We start from the raw sequence: 15,907 nt of genomic DNA on the forward strand, positions 1-15,907 counted from the left end.
GGGCTAAACAACACGACCTTACTAACTCCTTCTGGGCTTCGATGATCTGAAGCAGCTCGCTGTCGAAACCTACATAACTCTTTGTTTACCAAGGAGTTTTCCGTTTCGACTGCGCCGGAAGTGGGGCGAATTATAGACTTCCAGAATCTGCCGTCAACCCTTAATTCAGGATTTCTATCAAATAAGCACTCCTGGCTAAAAACCGACCTATATCCTTCTATATAGAGGACCTCAACAGCCCTCTATATAGAAGAGAAGCCTCAGATGACCCCAGCCTCCCGCAAAGCCAACACACTCGCCGGCGTCAAGCCCAGCACTTGCTGCAGCACCTGATGGGTATGCTCACCCAAAAGGGGAGGCGCACTGCGGTATTCAACAGGGGTCTTGGACAGGCGCATAGGGCTGGCCACCTGGGGCACCATCCCGGCCAATGCATGAGGCAACTGCATCGCCAACCCACGAGCCTTTACTTGCGGGTCGGCAAACACCTGCGCCAAGTCATTGATCGGCCCGCAAGGCACGCCCACCCGCTCCAGTTGCGCCACCCACTCAGCGGTTGTCTTGAATACGGTAGCCTGGCGAATCAACGGGATCAGTGCCGCCCTATTGGCCACTCGCAGCTTATTAGTGACAAACCGTGGGTCATCCGCCCACTGCGGCTGCCCAGCCACCTCGGCAAACTTGCGGAACTGTCCGTCGTTGCCCACAGTAAGAATGAAGTCGCCATCCGCCGTAGGAAAATCCTGATACGGCACGATATTAGGATGAGCATTACCCAGGCGCTTGGGAGGCACACCCGTCGTCAGGTAGTTCATCGCCTGGTTGGCCAGACAGGCCACCTGCACATCCAGCAGCGCCATATCGATATGCTGACCGCCGCCGTCATGATCCCGGTGAGCCATGGCGGCCAGAATCGCCACCGTCGAATAGAGCCCCGTAAGGATATCCGTCAGCGCCACACCCACCTTGACCGGCCCGGCGCCGTCTTCCCCCCCCGCACGCCCAGTCAGGCTCATCAGCCCACCAAGCCCCTGGATCATGAAGTCGTAGCCCGCACGAGTCGCATAGGGCCCAGTCTGGCCAAACCCGGTAATCGAGCAGTAGATCAACTCCGGATTGATCTCCTTGAGCGACTCATAATCCAGCCCATAGGCCGCCAGGCCACCCACCTTGAAGTTCTCGATCAGAATGTCGGACTTCGCCGCCAGGTCACGCACCAGCTTCTGACCCTCCGGCCGAGTGAAGTCGATGGTCACCGACTCCTTGTTGCGATTGGCCGACAGGTAATACGCCGCCTCAGTGGTGTTCTCCCCATACGCATCCTTAAGGAAGGGCGGCCCCCAGGCACGAGTGTCGTCGCCGTTACCGGGCCGCTCGACCTTGATCACTTCAGCGCCAAGGTCCGCAAGTATCTGGCCGGCCCATGGGCCCGCCAGCACTCGCGACAAATCCAGTACCCGCAGGTGCGATAGCGCGCCCATGGTCGCCCTCCTATTAATAGAACGCCTGAATACCGGTTTGCGCACGCCCCAGGATCAGCGCATGCACGTCGTGGGTACCTTCATAGGTGTTCACCACCTCAAGGTTGACCAAGTGACGGGCAATGCCGAACTCATCGGAGATACCGTTACCGCCGAGCATGTCACGCGCCATCCGGGCAATGTCCAGGGACTTGCCGCATGAGTTGCGCTTCATGATCGAGGTGATTTCCACAGCGGCGGTACCTTCATCCTTCATGCGACCCAACCGCAGGCAACCTTGCAGGGCGAGGGTGATCTCAGTCTGCATGTCTGCAAGCTTCTTCTGGATCAACTGGGTAGCCGCCAATGGGCGCCCGAACTGCTGACGATCAAGGGTGTACTGGCGCGCGGTGTGCCAGCAGAACTCCGCAGCACCCAGCGCCCCCCACGAGATCCCATAACGCGCCGAGTTGAGACACGTGAAAGGACCTTTCAAACCACGCACATCCGGGAAGATGTTTTCTTCAGGAACAAACACGTTATCCATGACGATCTCACCGGTGATGGAGGCGCGCAGCCCGACTTTGCCGTGAATCGCCGGAGCACTCAGGCCTTTCCAACCCTTTTCCAGAACGAAGCCACGAATGTCGCCAGCATCGTCCTTGCCCCACACCACGAACACATCGGCAATCGGGCTGTTGGTGATCCACATCTTGCTGCCGGTGAGGCTGTAGCCGCCATCCACCTTGCGTGCACGAGTGATCATCGCGCCAGGGTCGGAACCATGATCAGGTTCAGTCAGACCAAAGCAGCCGATCCACTCACCAGAAGCCAGCTTCGGCAGATATTTCTGCTTTTGCGCTTCGGTACCGAACTCATTGATGGGCACCATTACCAGCGACGACTGCACACTCATCATCGAGCGATAGCCGGAGTCCACACGCTCGACTTCACGAGCGATCAGGCCATAGCTGACGTAGTTCAAGCCGCTGCCACCGTACTGCTCCGGAATCATCGCGCCCAGCAAACCGGTCTCACCCATTTCACGGAAGATTGCAGGGTCGGTCTTTTCATGGCGGAAGGCTTCGAGCACACGCGGCGCCAGCTTGTCCTGGGCGAACCGCTCGGCGCTGTCGCGCACCATGCGTTCTTCCTCGGTGAGCTGTGAATCCAGCAGCAGTGGATCGATCCAGTTGAAGCTTGCCTTACCGCCCATGAGTGAGTCCTCGCGAAGTAAATCAAAAGTCGTGCATGGAGCCTAGGCCGGGCAAGCGAGGAGGGCAAACGAGGTTTTGGCATAGCCTTGTGCTAATTTCTCACTCCGTAACACCCAAAACCGTCATAGACGCTCTTTACTTGTGAGGCTACGGTACATGCGCAGAAAGATTCCCAGCACCACGGCGTTGGTCAGTTTTGAGGCAGCAGCCCGCCACGAGAGCTTTACCAAGGCTGCGCAGGAGCTTTCGATCACCCAAGGCGCAATCTGCCGACAAATCGCAAGCCTTGAGGAGTTTTTGAGTGTCGAGCTGTTTCGACGCTCGCGCCGAGGCGTGAAGCTGACAGAAGCCGGGCTTTCCTACAGCCGCCGGGTCGCCACACAGCTGGACGCGGTTGAGCGCGACACCTTGTCGGTGATGGGCCAACAGGGCACTAACGTTATCGAACTGGCGGTGGTCCCGACTTTCGGCACGCAGTGGCTGATCCCGCGCTTCAAGGACTTCCAGCACCACCACCCGGAGGTCACCGTCAACCTGACCAACCGCACACGCCCCTTCCTGTTCGCCGATACCGAATTCGACGCGGCAATCTACTTTGGCGATGCCGACTGGTCCGGCACCGAATCCCACAAACTGATGGGAGAAAATCCGCTCCCGGTGTGCAGCCCACGCCTACTAGGCAATCGCCCGCACTTCAGCGCCCAGGAAATCGCCGAACTGCCTCTTCTGCAACAAACCACACGCCCCTACGCCTGGCGCCAGTGGTTCAACGCGCAACAGCTGGACATACCCCGCGACATGACAGGCCCGCGTTACGAGCTATTCTCCATGTTGTCCCAGGCAGCCATGCATGACATGGGCATTGCACTGATTCCGCCGTTCCTTATCCAAAGGGAATTGAACGAAGGCCACCTGGTGGTCGCAAGCCCTCAGGTACTGGCTAGCTCAAAGGCTTACTACCTGATGATTCCCGAGAGAAAAGTCGAATCGGCTTCCCTACACGCATTCAGAGACTGGCTGATCGATCAGTCACAACGCTATAACCCCAATATATAAAGGGGAAAGGCAGCTTGTTGACCCTGTAGTCAATAAATACAAATACCTACATATGTATATATATGTCGCAATTTAGAAGACTGTATTTTTCGGTCATAAATCAGCTTAAAGCCATGTTTATATTGGCCTGTAGCCATAAATCCGCGGCAATACACAACCATTCACATCGGCGATGGTAAAAATCTCAGATTTGAGCTAAAGGCCTTTAACTACCTGTATTTTAAAGGCTTATATCCAAGCATTGCGACAATCAGTCACAGGGTGACTTGTAGTTAATTTTTCGTCACCCGTCATAATCTCTTGAAGGCCGTAAAGTTCGCCTGCAAAATGCCGCGCCCCGCTTTGTTTCAGCGGGATCGTGCTGATCGGCCGCCCCGATGTGCCTCTCGCGGTGCACTGGCCTTTTTACAAAAATCAAAGCAAAAAGATCATGCAGGAGATTTGACGTGCACATTGGTGTTCCTCTCGAAACCCAGACCGGTGAAACGCGGGTGGCTGCCACCCCGGAAACCATCAAGAAGCTGATCGGCCAGGGCCATAAGGTCACTGTGCAGAGCGGGGCAGGCATCAATGCCAGTGTCGTCGACAGCGCCTATGAAGCGGCAGGCGCAACCATTGGCAGCGCCAGTGACGCATTCGGCGCCGAGCTGATCCTCAAGGTGGTTGCCCCCAATGACAGCGAACTGACGCTGATCAAAAGCGGCGCCGTGTTGGTGGGCATGCTCAATCCGTTCAGCAACGAAACCATCGCCAAGCTGGCCGAGTGCGGCGTCACCGCCTTCGCACTGGAGGCCGCGCCACGCACCTCCCGCGCGCAGAGCCTGGACGTGCTGTCTTCCCAAGCCAACATCGCCGGCTACAAGGCTGTGTTGCTCGCCGCCCATCACTACCCGCGCTTCATGCCAATGCTGATGACCGCCGCCGGTACGGTGAAAGCCGCGCGCGTGCTGATTCTCGGCGCTGGCGTAGCAGGGCTGCAGGCGATCGCTACCGCGAAACGCCTGGGTGCGGTCATCGAAGCGTCCGACGTGCGCCCGGCCGTAAAGGAACAGATCGAATCCCTGGGCGCCAAGTTCGTCGACGTGCCCTACGAAACCGATGAAGAACGCGAATGCGCCGTCGGCGTCGGCGGTTACGCGCGCCCGATGCCTACCAGCTGGATGCAGCGCCAGGCCTTGGCCGTGCACGAGCGCGCCAAGCAAGCCGACATCGTCATCACCACCGCATTGATCCCTGGCCGCAAGGCTCCGACCCTGCTGAGCGCCGAGACCGTCGCACAGATGAAGCCAGGCTCGGTGGTCATCGACCTCGCCGCAGCCCAAGGCGGCAACTGCCCGCTGACCGTGGCAGACCAGGTGGTGGTGGAAAACGGCGTAACCATCTGCGGCCCGACCAATCTGGCCGGCGCCGTCGCCGCCGATGCCTCGGCGCTGTACGCCCGCAACCTGCTGGACTTCCTGAAGCTGGTCTTCACCAAGGAAGGGCAGTTTGAAATCAACCTCGAAGACGACATCGTCGCCGCGTGCCTGATGTGCCGCGACGGCCAAGTCATCCGCAAAAACGCCTAAGCAGGGATTCAGACGATGGAAGAGCTTATCTCCCCCGGTATCTACAACCTGATCATCTTCGTGCTGGCGATTTATGTCGGTTATCACGTGGTATGGAACGTCACCCCAGCCTTGCACACCCCACTGATGGCGGTGACCAACGCAATTTCGGCGATCGTGATCGTCGGTGCCATGCTGGCTGCCGCACTCACCGTGACGCCACTGGGCAAGACCATGGGCACACTGGCTGTAGCCCTCGCTGCGGTCAACGTGTTCGGCGGCTTCCTGGTTACCCGCAGGATGCTTGAGATGTTCAAGAAGAAAGCCCCGAAAGTAAAAGAAGAGGCGCCGAAGTAATGAGCATGAATCTGGTCACGACGCTCTACCTGATCGCGTCGATATGCTTTATCCAGGCCCTCAAGGGGCTGTCACACCCAACCACTTCGCGGCGTGGCAACCTGTTCGGCATGCTCGGCATGGCGCTGGCGGTGCTCACCACTGTAGGCCTCATCTATAAGCTCGGCGCTGAGCTGGCGACCGCCGGCATCGGCTACGTCATCGTTGGCCTACTGGTCGGCGGCACTGCCGGCTCAATCATGGCCAAGCGCGTTGAAATGACCAAGATGCCGGAGCTGGTGGCGTTCATGCACAGCATGATCGGCCTCGCTGCGGTATTTATCGCCATCGCCGCAGTCGTGGAGCCGCAATCCCTGGGCATCGTAAAACACCTGGGGGATTCGATTCCCGCAGGCAACCGCCTGGAATTGTTCCTCGGCGCCGCGATCGGTGCGATTACCTTCTCCGGTTCGGTCATTGCCTTCGGCAAGCTGTCGGGCAAGTACAAGTTCCGCCTGTTCCAGGGCGCACCGGTACAGTTCGGCGGCCAACATAAACTGAACCTGGTGCTGGGTCTGCTGACCCTGGGCCTGGGCCTGGCCTTCATGTTCACCGGCAACCTCAGCGCCTTCGCATTGATGTTGGCACTGGCGTTCGTGCTGGGCGTGCTGATCATCATCCCGATTGGCGGCGCCGACATGCCGGTGGTCGTTTCGATGCTTAACAGCTACTCCGGTTGGGCAGCGGCGGGTATTGGCTTCTCGCTGAATAACTCGATGTTGATCATCGCCGGCTCGCTGGTGGGCTCAAGCGGCGCGATCCTGTCGTACATCATGTGCAAGGCGATGAACCGCTCCTTCTTTAATGTACTGCTCGGCGGTTTCGGCAACACGGCAGACGCCGCAGGCCCGGCAGGCTCGAAAGAAGCGCGCCCGGTGAAATCCGGTTCGGCTGACGACGCAACCTTCCTGCTGACCAACGCCGACACCGTGATCATCGTCCCGGGCTACGGCCTGGCGGTGGCACGGGCGCAACATGCCCTGAAAGAGCTGACCGAGAAGCTCACCCACCGTGGTGTGACCGTGAAGTATGCGATCCACCCGGTTGCCGGTCGCATGCCTGGCCACATGAACGTGCTGTTGGCCGAGGCAGAAGTGCCTTACGACCAGGTGTTCGAGATGGAAGACATCAACTCCGAGTTCGGCCAGGCCGACGTGGTACTGGTACTCGGCGCCAACGACGTGGTCAACCCGGCCGCCAAGAACGATCCCAAGTCGCCAATCGCCGGCATGCCGATCCTCGAAGCGTTCAAGGCCAAGACCATCATCGTCAACAAGCGCTCGATGGCCAGCGGCTACGCCGGTTTGGACAACGAACTGTTCTACCTGGACAAGACCATGATGGTCTTCGGTGATGCCAAGAAGGTCATCGAAGACATGGTCAAGGCTGTCGAATAAACACTGCGCCAGCGCAATACCCAAAACCCCGGCCTTTAGTAGGCTGGGGTTTTTTATTGTCGGCAAAAAACCGACAAAAGGCTCTAAATCGCTGCCTGGCATTCGACCATGGTAGCGGGACGAAATTTTTTGAAATCACTAGACTGCGCATCTTGCTTCCGTAGCCCGAGATAACAATCCATGTACCGTGATCGTATCCGCTTGCCTTCGTTGTTGAACAAGGTCATGAGCGCGGCTGACGCTGCCGCACTGATCCAGGACGGCATGACCGTCGGCATGAGCGGCTTCACCCGCGCCGGTGAAGCCAAGGCCGTGCCCCACGCCTTGGCCGAACGCGCCAAGACCTCGCCGTTGAAAATCACCCTGATGACCGGCGCCAGCCTGGGCAACGACCTGGACAAGCAACTGACCGAAGCCGGCGTACTGTCGCGACGCATGCCATTCCAGGTGGACAGCACCCTACGCAAGGCGATCAACGCCGGCGAAGTGATGTTTATCGATCAGCATCTGTCCGAAACCGTCGAGCAACTGCGCAACAATCAGCTCAAGCTGCCGGACATTGCGGTGATCGAAGCCGTGGCGATCACCGAGCAAGGCCACATCGTGCCGACCACTTCCGTGGGCAATTCCGCCAGCTTCGCGATTTTCGCCAAGCAGGTGATCGTCGAGATCAACATGGCGCATAACCCGAACCTGGAAGGTCTGCACGACATCTATATCCCGAGCTATCGCCCCACCCGCACGCCTATTCCATTGGTGGCCGTGGATGACCGTATCGGCAGCACCGCGATTCCGATCCCGCCGGAGAAGATCGTCGCCATCGTCATCACCAACCAGTCGGACTCGGCCTCCACCGTGACACCGCCCGACAGCGACACCCAGTCGATCGCCAATCACCTGATCAACTTTCTTAAAGAAGAAGTCGACGCCGGGCGCATGACCAACAAGCTCGGCCCGCTGCAGGCCGGCATCGGTAATATTGCCAACGCGGTGATGTGCGGCTTGATCGAGTCGCCGTTCGAAGACCTGACGATGTATTCGGAAGTCCTGCAGGATTCGACGTTCGACCTGATCGATGCAGGCAAGCTGAGCTTCGCCTCGGGCAGCTCGATCACCCTGTCGGAACGTCGCAACGCCGACGTGTTCGGTAACCTGGAGCGCTATAAAGACAAACTCGTGCTGCGGCCCCAGGAAATCTCCAACCACCCGGAAGTGGTGCGGCGCCTTGGCATCATCGGCATCAACACCGCGCTGGAGTTCGACATCTACGGCAACGTCAACTCCACCCACATCTGCGGCACGCGGATGATGAACGGGATCGGCGGCTCAGGCGACTTTGCGCGCAACGCGCACCTGGCGATCTTCGTCACCAAGTCGATTGCCAAGGCCGGCGCGATTTCCAGCGTGGTGCCCATGGTCAGCCATGTGGACCATACCGAGCATGATGTCGACATTCTCGTGACCGAGGTAGGCCTGGCAGACCTGCGTGGCCTGGCGCCGCGGGAACGGGCTCGGGTCATCATCGACAACTGTGTGCACCCGGCATACCGCGACGCCCTGAATACTTACTTCACCCAAGCCTGCGCCCTGGGCGGCCACACCCCGCACATCCTGCGAGAAGCACTGAGTTGGCACATCAACCTGGAAGAAACCGGGCATATGCTGAAGGCGTGATTGATACAGATTCGGACTGATGCAAACACAGTTTCATCAGTCCGGGTTCATCAAGCTACATTTTTAAAAAAACTGTACTGCTGTACCGGTCATTTCCTACCGAAAAATCCCACCCCCATCTTTAAAAACACCTAAAACGCACCATAAAAGTGCCGACAGGTACAGTTGCCCCAATTTCGTACAGTACAGCCTCTATAAACAGTTAACTGGCCCCTCACAATACAGGTGAACTGTATCTAGAGAGTCTTGCGCCGGAGGAGGATCATTGGCATCAGTTAAACCACTACCTAATCCCGCCACAAGCGGAAGGATGTCATCATGGAACGTACACTCAGTTCCGATCTGTTCTTCGAAGAAAAAGCTGTAAACACCCAGGCTTCCCTGCCTCTGCGCGTTATCGCCAACCTGATGTTGTGGCAGCGCCGCATCTCCAGCCGCCATCAACTGGCTCGCCTGGATTCGCGTCTGTTGGCTGACGCCGGTATCAGCGAAGCACAACGCTACGAAGAGCTGAGCAAGCCGTTCTGGCGCTAATTAGCGTCCGCTGGCCCTGACCCACCGGGTCCACAGCCAGCACCCCGAATTGTTAAAGCAAAACCCGCCCCGGGTAACCGGAGGCGGGTTTTGTTGTTTCTGGAGTTTGGATTTTTGAGGGCGAAAACAGTAGGCTTTCATATCAACAGGTACAGTTTAAAAAACATAACAATTAAGCAGTACAATTTAGCCTTGGTGTATCTGTATCGGTAACCCCATCCAGCCCAACATGGTGTCCCAGGACCTCATGAAAGACTCTAGCCATGAACGCCCAAACCCAGCAGCGCCCTCTATACATACGGCTACTGAAGCGCGCTGCTTCAGCGCTCGCCCGTTGGGAGCAACGGGCCCGCACACGCAGGTTGCTGGCTCAACTGGACCCGCGAGAGTTGTCTGACGCGGGCATCAGTCACGGCGACCGAACAGCTGAGCTGTCCAAATCGTTCTGGAGCGAGTAATCGCGTCGGGTGGCTATCCGAGCGGATAAACGGCGGCTTAATATCCGATTACCACGTGGCGAACCCTGTAGAACGGGCGTCTGATGCCCATGGTCCCGCCGATCAAGTAGCGGCTTTGTGCCACTTTTATTCGTTCATTTACAGGAGTCACCCCATGTCTCGTCTTCGCCTGCTGAGCACTGCCGCCCTGCTGGCCCTGGCTGCCAATGCCAACGCCTCCAGCCTGATCGTGACCACGGATTCGATCGTCGGCGCGCTGAAAGCCACCTCAGACGCCACCTCCGATGCCACGTCCTCCCTGCGTGACAACAAAGTCGTACGTGCAGCCCGTGACGACGCCGCCAGCTTTGTAGCCAGTGAAGGCGCCATCCGTGGCGTGAAACTGGAAAGCGCCCTGGCCCAGATCCGCCAACAGGCTCCGCAACTGAATACCGCGACTGACGCTCAACTGGCCCAGGCAATCCTGGCCATCTGACTGCAGGTAAGGAAGACGGGAGCGCCAAGCGCTCCCTGATCCTGCGCGCTGGCTCTCGCCCAGGCATTGCGCTAGCCTTGGCGCTCGTTTTCAGTTGTCGAGTCCCATGGCTTTTTCATACCGCCTGTTGATCGTCCCCGTAGTGTTTTGCGCCTGCTGGTCCACGCAAGCTCTGGCCTTTGACCTGTCCACCCAGAGCCTCGTTGTCAGTGCGTATGCCACCAGCAAAGTGACCTCCGCACCGTTCGACCATAAACTGATACTGGCCGCCCAGGATGACGCTGCCGCTTTCATTGCCACTGACGGCCAATGGCGGGGAGCCCGACTGGAATCAGCGCTGGATTATCTGCGTCGCAACCAGCCAAAACTTAACGCCAGTGACCTTGAACTGGCTCAAGCAATTCTCGTCCAATAATCATCTTTGTATTTCGGAGTCATTCCATGCGTAGCCCGCTGATCGCCGCCGCTCTCGGCCTGCTGTTGTTGGCCGGTGTTGCCCAGGCACAAACCCTGAAGGCCACCAGTAACATCATTGTCCGTGCCTCGGCCCGTACCATTGATTTCACCTCGGACACCACCACGTCCATCCGCGACTCCAAGGTCGTGCGCGAAGCCCACGACGACGCGGCCAGTTTCGTCGCCAGCAATGGCGAGATTCGCGGCGCCCAACTTGAAGCCGCCTTCGACACCCTGCGGACTCGCGTGCCGGAAGCCCGCGACGCCAGCGACCAGGTCCTTGCCGAAGCTATCCTCGCACTGTGAGGCGAATTGCCGCCTGCCTACTGGCCGGCACACTGCTGCTGGGCGTCAGCGCGGCTCAGGCCGCCCTGCAACTACGGCTCAAGACCGATGGCTTGAGCCCGGCCCAGCAGCAGGCCAGCCAGGCCTTGCTGGATGAAGCGATGCAGGCGTTGCCGCCGCGCTTCATCGAACAACTGGACCGGACCATCGACGTCGGCTGGACCGATAAAATGCCCGAGAACGCCTACGGCCAGGCCTCGCTGGTGTCCGAACTGGACCTCAACAGCAACCTGCTGGCAAGCCTCACCGACGGCAGCGCCGCGACGCAAAAAACCAACCGCCCCCACGGCACCGTGCGCCGGGAAATGCTCGCCACCGTGCTGCATGAGCTGACCCACATCTACGACCGCGCCCGCCTGTGGTCCAGCGCCGATCGCAAGCTGATCCAGCGTTGCAGCCGCCAAAACAACATCACCGGCCTGATCGGCCTGCCCGATCAATGCCGTGGCCAGAACGACCGCCGCTTTACCCTCAGCGATGACCCACGCCTGCTGGACCTCGCCGGCTGGCCGCAATACGTCGGCCGTCGTGGCGAACGCGAACAAAACAACCACCAGGTCGCCCGCAGCCCCGACATCTACGAAACCACCAGCCCGCTGGAATTCGTCGCGGTCAACATGGAGTACTTCCTCCTCGACCCAAGCTACGCCTGCCGCCGGCCTTCGTTGTACCGCTATTACAAGGAACACTTTGGCTGGGCGCCGCCGGCCAAGGACACCTGCGCCAAAACCTACGCCTTCCTCAATGCGGGCAACGACTTCGCCAAGACGCCACTGGGCCAGGTCGACCCCGAGCGGGTCTACGAAATCGACTACCTGCTGGCCGAAGCCAACCAGAACCTGGTGAGTCGCTGGGGCCACAGCATGTTGCGCCTGGTGATCTGCGCGCCCGGCCGGCCACGCGGCCCGGATTGCCGGCTGGACCTGGACCAGCACCTGGTTCTGTCCTACCGCGCTTTTGTCGGCGACGTACAGCTGTCGAGCTGGGACGGCCTGATCGGCAAGTACCCGTCCCGGCTGTTCGTGCTGCCGCTGTCACAGGTCATCGACGAATACACCAAGACCGAACTGCGCGGCCTGGCCTCGGTGCCGCTGAAGCTGACGCGCCAGGAGATCAACGACACTGTCGAGCACGCCGCCGAAATGCACTGGAGCTACGACGGCAATTACTTCTTCATCTCCAACAACTGCGCAGTCGAGAGCCTGAAACTGTTACGCAGCGGCAGCGCCAACCCGCAACTGACCGGCCTGGACAACATCACGCCCAATGGCCTGCTGGAAGTCCTCAAGGGCCGGGGCCTGGCCGATACCAGCGTGCTGGACGACAAAAAGCGCGCGCTGCGCCTGGGCTATCACTTTGATTCTTTCCGCGAGCGCTACCAGGCGATGTTCGAGGTGCTGAAAAAGCGCCTGCCGATCAAGCAGGCCGAGGTCGAGGACTGGCTGTCACTGAGCGCCGAGGAGCGTCGCCCATGGTTCGCCGAGGCCGACCTGCGCACCAGCGCGGCCTTGCTGCTGCTGGAACAAGCGAGTTTCCGCAAGCAACTCATGCTGGCCCAGGATGAGGTCAAACAACGCTACCTCGGCGCCCGTGAGCTGAAGAACGGCGGTATGGAGAAGGCCAACGCCACCTTGCAGCAGATTCTCGCCAACAGCGGCTTCCTCAGTCGCCCGGCAGAGCTGCTGGGCACCAGCGGTTACGGCCTGCCGCAGCCAATGGAGTCACAGCGCCTGGAATCGGAAAGCGCCGCGCGCCAGAAGCAATTGCAGTCGCTGACCGGCGACCTGGACAAAGAGGTGAGGGCGCTGCTGGAACCGTCCCGCGCGGCGGAGATTGCCGCGTGTGAGGCCAACCTCAAGCAATTGGGCGAGCACCTGCGGGCGCTGCACAAGGCCTCCGGTGGGTTTGAGCTGCCCTAGAGCGTCTCTCCATCCTCTTGCGGTAACTGCTCATCCAGATGCAACCACGGCAATCGGCTCTCTACCCAGATGTGCCGATCTGCCGGGGCCCGCTCCGGCTGGTCCAGGGTCGCGATGGTCACATCGATACTTTCGGGACTCAGGTGCGTCACCAACGCCATGTGCGCCCCACAGTTCGAACAGAAATACCGCACACACGTCGATGACGATTCGTACTGCGCCGGTGTTCCCGCCACCCACGCAAACGCAGAACGGGGCAGGGTGATCCAGGTTGTCACCAACCCACCGCTGACCCGCCGGCAAATCGAACAGTGGCAATGGGCAATGTCCACCAACGCCCCGCTGAACTGATAGCTCACCCGACCGCAATGGCAGCCGCCTTGGTGTTGCTCATGCATCTTCTGTCTCCCACTTCCTTATTTCATGCAGGACCAGTCGTCCATTCAACGTAGCCTGTTTCTTAAACGAAAGCTGGCTGAAAGCTTCCGCGACTAGGATCGCCCACCACTACCGGCAACAGACCGGTTGTTAACAACAACAATGGTGATTCCCGATGTCCGCTCGTACCCGCCTGTTTGACCCGACTCCACCCGTACGCCTCGTGCTGTTCGCTCTGCGCTGACCCCAACCGGTTCGCCATTCCCTAGCCGCGCTACGCCTGGAGTATTCCTATGCTGACTTTCCTTGGCTTTGCCATGGTCATCACGTTCATGTTCCTGATCATGACCAAGCGCCTGTCCGCGCTGATCGCCTTGATCATCGTACCGATCCTGTTCGCGCTGTTCGGCGGCTTCGCGCCGAAGATCGGCCCGATGATGCTCGAAGGCATCACCAAGCTCGCGCCGACCGGCGTGATGCTGATGTTCGCCATCCTCTATTTCGCCTTGATGATCGACTCGGGCCTGTTCGACCCGGCCGTGCGCAAGATCCTCAAGCTGGTCAAGGGCGACCCGCTGAAGGTCTCGGTCGGCACCGCCGTACTGGCTCTGGTGGTCTCGCTGGACGGTGATGGCGCCACTACCTACATGATCTGCGTGGCCGCTATGCTGCCGCTGTACAAGCGCATCGGCATGAGCCCGCGGATCATGGCCGGCCTGATCATCCTCGCCGGCGGCGTGATGAACATGACGCCATGGGGTGGCCCGACCGCCCGTGCGGCCAGCGCGCTGCATGTAGACCCGTCGGATATTTTCGTGCCGATGATCCCGGCGATGCTGGCGGGCGTGGTTGCCATCCTGGTGATTGCCTACATGTACGGCAAACGCGAACGTGCGCGCCTCGGCGAACTGCACCTGCACGGCGACGAAATCGACCACAGCGAAATCAGCGTTTCGCAGTACCCGGATGCCCGCCGTCCGAAGCTGATCTGGTTCAACGGCGCCCTGACGCTGGCCCTGATGTGCACCCTGATCGCCGGCCTGCTGCCGCTGCCCGTGCTGTTCATGGTGGCCTTCAGTATCGCGATGATCGTCAACTACCCGTGCCTGCAACAGCAGAAAGACCGCGTCGCCGCCCACGCCGGTAGCGTATTGGCGGTGGTCGGGTTGATCTTCGCCGCCGGTATCTTCACCGGCATCCTGTCCGGCACCGGCATGGTCGATGCCATGTCCAAGAGCCTGCTGGCGGTCATCCCCGACGCCCTGGGCCCTTACCTGGCGGTGATCACCGCGCTGGTGAGCATGCCGTTTACCTTCTTCATGTCCAACGATGCCTTCTACTATGGCGTACTGCCGGTACTGGCCGAAGCGGCCAGCCACTACGGCATCACCGCCGTGGAAATGGCCCGCGCCTCGATCGTTGGCCAACCCGTGCACTTGCTGAGCCCATTGGTTCCATCCACCTACTTGTTGGTGGCACTGGCGGGTATCGAATTTGGCGATCACCAGCGCTTCACCCTCAAGTGGGCGGTGCTGGTTTGCCTGTGCATAATGGTCGCCGCATTGCTGATGGGGATTTTTCCGCTGTTCAGCACTCTATAATCGTACAACTCACTGCGCCGGCTCTTAAGGCCGGCGCGGTCTAACACTCGTTCAAAGGAATACACATGGAATGGCTGACCAATCCGGAAATCTGGATTGCTTTCTTCACCCTGACGGCCCTCGAGATCGTCCTGGGCATCGATAACATCATCATGATTTCGATCCTGGTCAGCCGCATGCCCAAGCACATGCAAGCGCGCACCCGGATCTTCGGCCTGGCGCTGGCCATGGTTACGCGCATCCTGTTGCTGCTGTCGATTACCTGGGTGATGCGCCTCACCGACGATCTGTTCGTGGTGTTTGGCCAAGGCATTTCCGGCCGCGACCTGATCCTGTTCTTCGGTGGCCTGTTCCTGCTGTGGAAAAGCTCCCAGGAGATGTACCACGCCCTGGAAGGTGAAGACGAAACCCACGACGAGCCGAAAGGCGCCGGTGGCAAGTTCATCTACACCATCATCCAGATCGCGATCATCGACATCGTGTTCTCCCTGGACTCGGTGATTACCGCCGTTGGTATGGTTTCCCACGTACCGGTGATGGTGGCCGCGATTATCGTCGCCGTGCTGGTGATGATGCTGGCCGCCGGCACCATCAGCGATTTCATCGACAAACACCCGTCGCTGAAGATGCTGGCGCTGTCGTTCCTGCTGGTGGTGGGTACCGTGCTGATCGCCGAAGCCTTCGACGTTCACGTGCCAAAAGGCTACGTTTACTTTGCCATGGCGTTCTCCCTGGCGGTGGAAGCGGTGAACATCAAGATGCGCACCGCGATCGCGAAAAAGAAGAAACAGCAGGACCCTGTGAAACTACGCAAGGACATTCCGGGTCAATAAACCCGACCCGCGTGTAAAAAGGGGCCCCCAGGGCTAATGCCAGTCAGTTAAGCTGACTGGCTTTTTTATTTCTGATCGGATATTTCGGTGATTTGAGCCGGATGGCCCGCGGATAAATGCGCTCCTCACGCCGATGAGGCAGGACGTAATGCATGGCTGAG

The 15,907-nt window shown here is 59.3% G+C and carries 16 protein-coding genes; 13 read left to right on the top strand and 3 right to left on the bottom strand.

Translation table 11 applies throughout. The features are described from left to right. Positions 1-260: 260 nt before the first annotated feature. On the bottom strand, positions 261-1,481 hold the full coding sequence (locus CEC48_RS28795; RefSeq protein ID WP_088426902.1) for a CaiB/BaiF CoA-transferase family protein: 1,221 nt from the start codon (positions 1,479-1,481) through the stop codon (positions 261-263). Between the two features lie 13 nt (positions 1,482-1,494). Further along, positions 1,495-2,676, bottom strand: a complete 1,182-nt coding sequence (locus CEC48_RS28800) for an acyl-CoA dehydrogenase (protein WP_088426904.1) — start codon at positions 2,674-2,676, stop codon at positions 1,495-1,497. A gap of 157 nt (positions 2,677-2,833) precedes the next feature. On the opposite strand from CEC48_RS28800, the gene CEC48_RS28805 reads away from it, so the two are divergent. The 11 genes from CEC48_RS28805 (at position 2,834) to CEC48_RS28855 (ending at position 12,934) form a co-directional block, all read left to right on the top strand. After that, positions 2,834-3,733 (top strand): LysR family transcriptional regulator, encoded by a 900-nt coding sequence (locus tag CEC48_RS28805; RefSeq protein WP_176438802.1) that lies wholly within the window; start codon positions 2,834-2,836, stop codon positions 3,731-3,733. Between the two features lie 446 nt (positions 3,734-4,179). Continuing rightward, positions 4,180-5,301: a Re/Si-specific NAD(P)(+) transhydrogenase subunit alpha gene (locus CEC48_RS28810; RefSeq protein ID WP_088426908.1), complete on the top strand. Its 1,122-nt coding sequence runs from the start codon at positions 4,180-4,182 to the stop codon at positions 5,299-5,301. Positions 5,302-5,316: 15 nt separating this feature from the next. After that, positions 5,317-5,637 carry an NAD(P) transhydrogenase subunit alpha gene (locus CEC48_RS28815; RefSeq protein WP_003187417.1) on the top strand — a complete coding sequence of 107 codons (321 nt, stop codon included), beginning with the start codon at positions 5,317-5,319 and terminating at the stop codon, positions 5,635-5,637. Further along, positions 5,637-7,073: an NAD(P)(+) transhydrogenase (Re/Si-specific) subunit beta gene (locus tag CEC48_RS28820; RefSeq protein WP_003214748.1), complete on the top strand. Its 1,437-nt coding sequence runs from the start codon at positions 5,637-5,639 to the stop codon at positions 7,071-7,073. The genes CEC48_RS28815 and CEC48_RS28820 overlap by 1 nt, the downstream gene beginning before the upstream one ends. Positions 7,074-7,253: 180 nt before the next feature. Next, positions 7,254-8,747 carry an acetyl-CoA hydrolase/transferase family protein gene (locus tag CEC48_RS28825; RefSeq protein WP_088426910.1) on the top strand — a complete coding sequence of 498 codons (1,494 nt, stop codon included), beginning with the start codon at positions 7,254-7,256 and terminating at the stop codon, positions 8,745-8,747. 318 nt (positions 8,748-9,065) lie between these two features. Continuing rightward, complete coding sequence (locus CEC48_RS28830; protein ID WP_010168694.1) at positions 9,066-9,281, top strand: DUF1127 domain-containing protein; 216 nt, start codon at positions 9,066-9,068, stop codon at positions 9,279-9,281. 263 nt (positions 9,282-9,544) lie between these two features. Further along, positions 9,545-9,739 carry a DUF1127 domain-containing protein gene (locus CEC48_RS28835; RefSeq protein ID WP_088426911.1) on the top strand — a complete coding sequence of 65 codons (195 nt, stop codon included), beginning with the start codon at positions 9,545-9,547 and terminating at the stop codon, positions 9,737-9,739. 154 nt (positions 9,740-9,893) lie between these two features. After that, positions 9,894-10,214: a DUF2388 domain-containing protein gene (locus tag CEC48_RS28840; RefSeq protein ID WP_017478000.1), complete on the top strand. Its 321-nt coding sequence runs from the start codon at positions 9,894-9,896 to the stop codon at positions 10,212-10,214. A gap of 106 nt (positions 10,215-10,320) precedes the next feature. After that, a complete protein-coding gene (locus CEC48_RS28845; protein ID WP_088426912.1) occupies positions 10,321-10,629 on the top strand; it encodes a DUF2388 domain-containing protein in 309 nt (102 codons plus the stop codon). Between the two features lie 26 nt (positions 10,630-10,655). Then, complete coding sequence (locus CEC48_RS28850) at positions 10,656-10,976, top strand: DUF2388 domain-containing protein (RefSeq protein ID WP_010168687.1); 321 nt, start codon at positions 10,656-10,658, stop codon at positions 10,974-10,976. Next, on the top strand, positions 10,973-12,934 hold the full coding sequence (locus tag CEC48_RS28855; protein WP_088426914.1) for a DUF4105 domain-containing protein: 1,962 nt from the start codon (positions 10,973-10,975) through the stop codon (positions 12,932-12,934). The genes CEC48_RS28850 and CEC48_RS28855 overlap by 4 nt, the downstream gene beginning before the upstream one ends. Here the strand turns inward: CEC48_RS28855 and CEC48_RS28860 are convergent. Next, complete coding sequence (locus CEC48_RS28860) at positions 12,931-13,332, bottom strand: GFA family protein (RefSeq protein WP_088426916.1); 402 nt, start codon at positions 13,330-13,332, stop codon at positions 12,931-12,933. The genes CEC48_RS28855 and CEC48_RS28860 overlap by 4 nt on opposite strands. Before the next feature lie 273 nt (positions 13,333-13,605). Between CEC48_RS28860 and CEC48_RS28865 the strand changes: the two genes are divergently transcribed. Beyond that, positions 13,606-14,913 (top strand): CitMHS family transporter, encoded by a 1,308-nt coding sequence (locus CEC48_RS28865; RefSeq protein WP_017477996.1) that lies wholly within the window; start codon positions 13,606-13,608, stop codon positions 14,911-14,913. A gap of 65 nt (positions 14,914-14,978) precedes the next feature. Continuing rightward, positions 14,979-15,746: a TerC family protein gene (locus tag CEC48_RS28870; protein WP_003214768.1), complete on the top strand. Its 768-nt coding sequence runs from the start codon at positions 14,979-14,981 to the stop codon at positions 15,744-15,746. The last annotated feature ends 161 nt before the right edge of the window (positions 15,747-15,907 follow it).

Origin of the sequence: Pseudomonas sp. K2I15, assembly GCF_002204795.1 — a bacterium.
Classification (GTDB): domain Bacteria; phylum Pseudomonadota; class Gammaproteobacteria; order Pseudomonadales; family Pseudomonadaceae; genus Aquipseudomonas.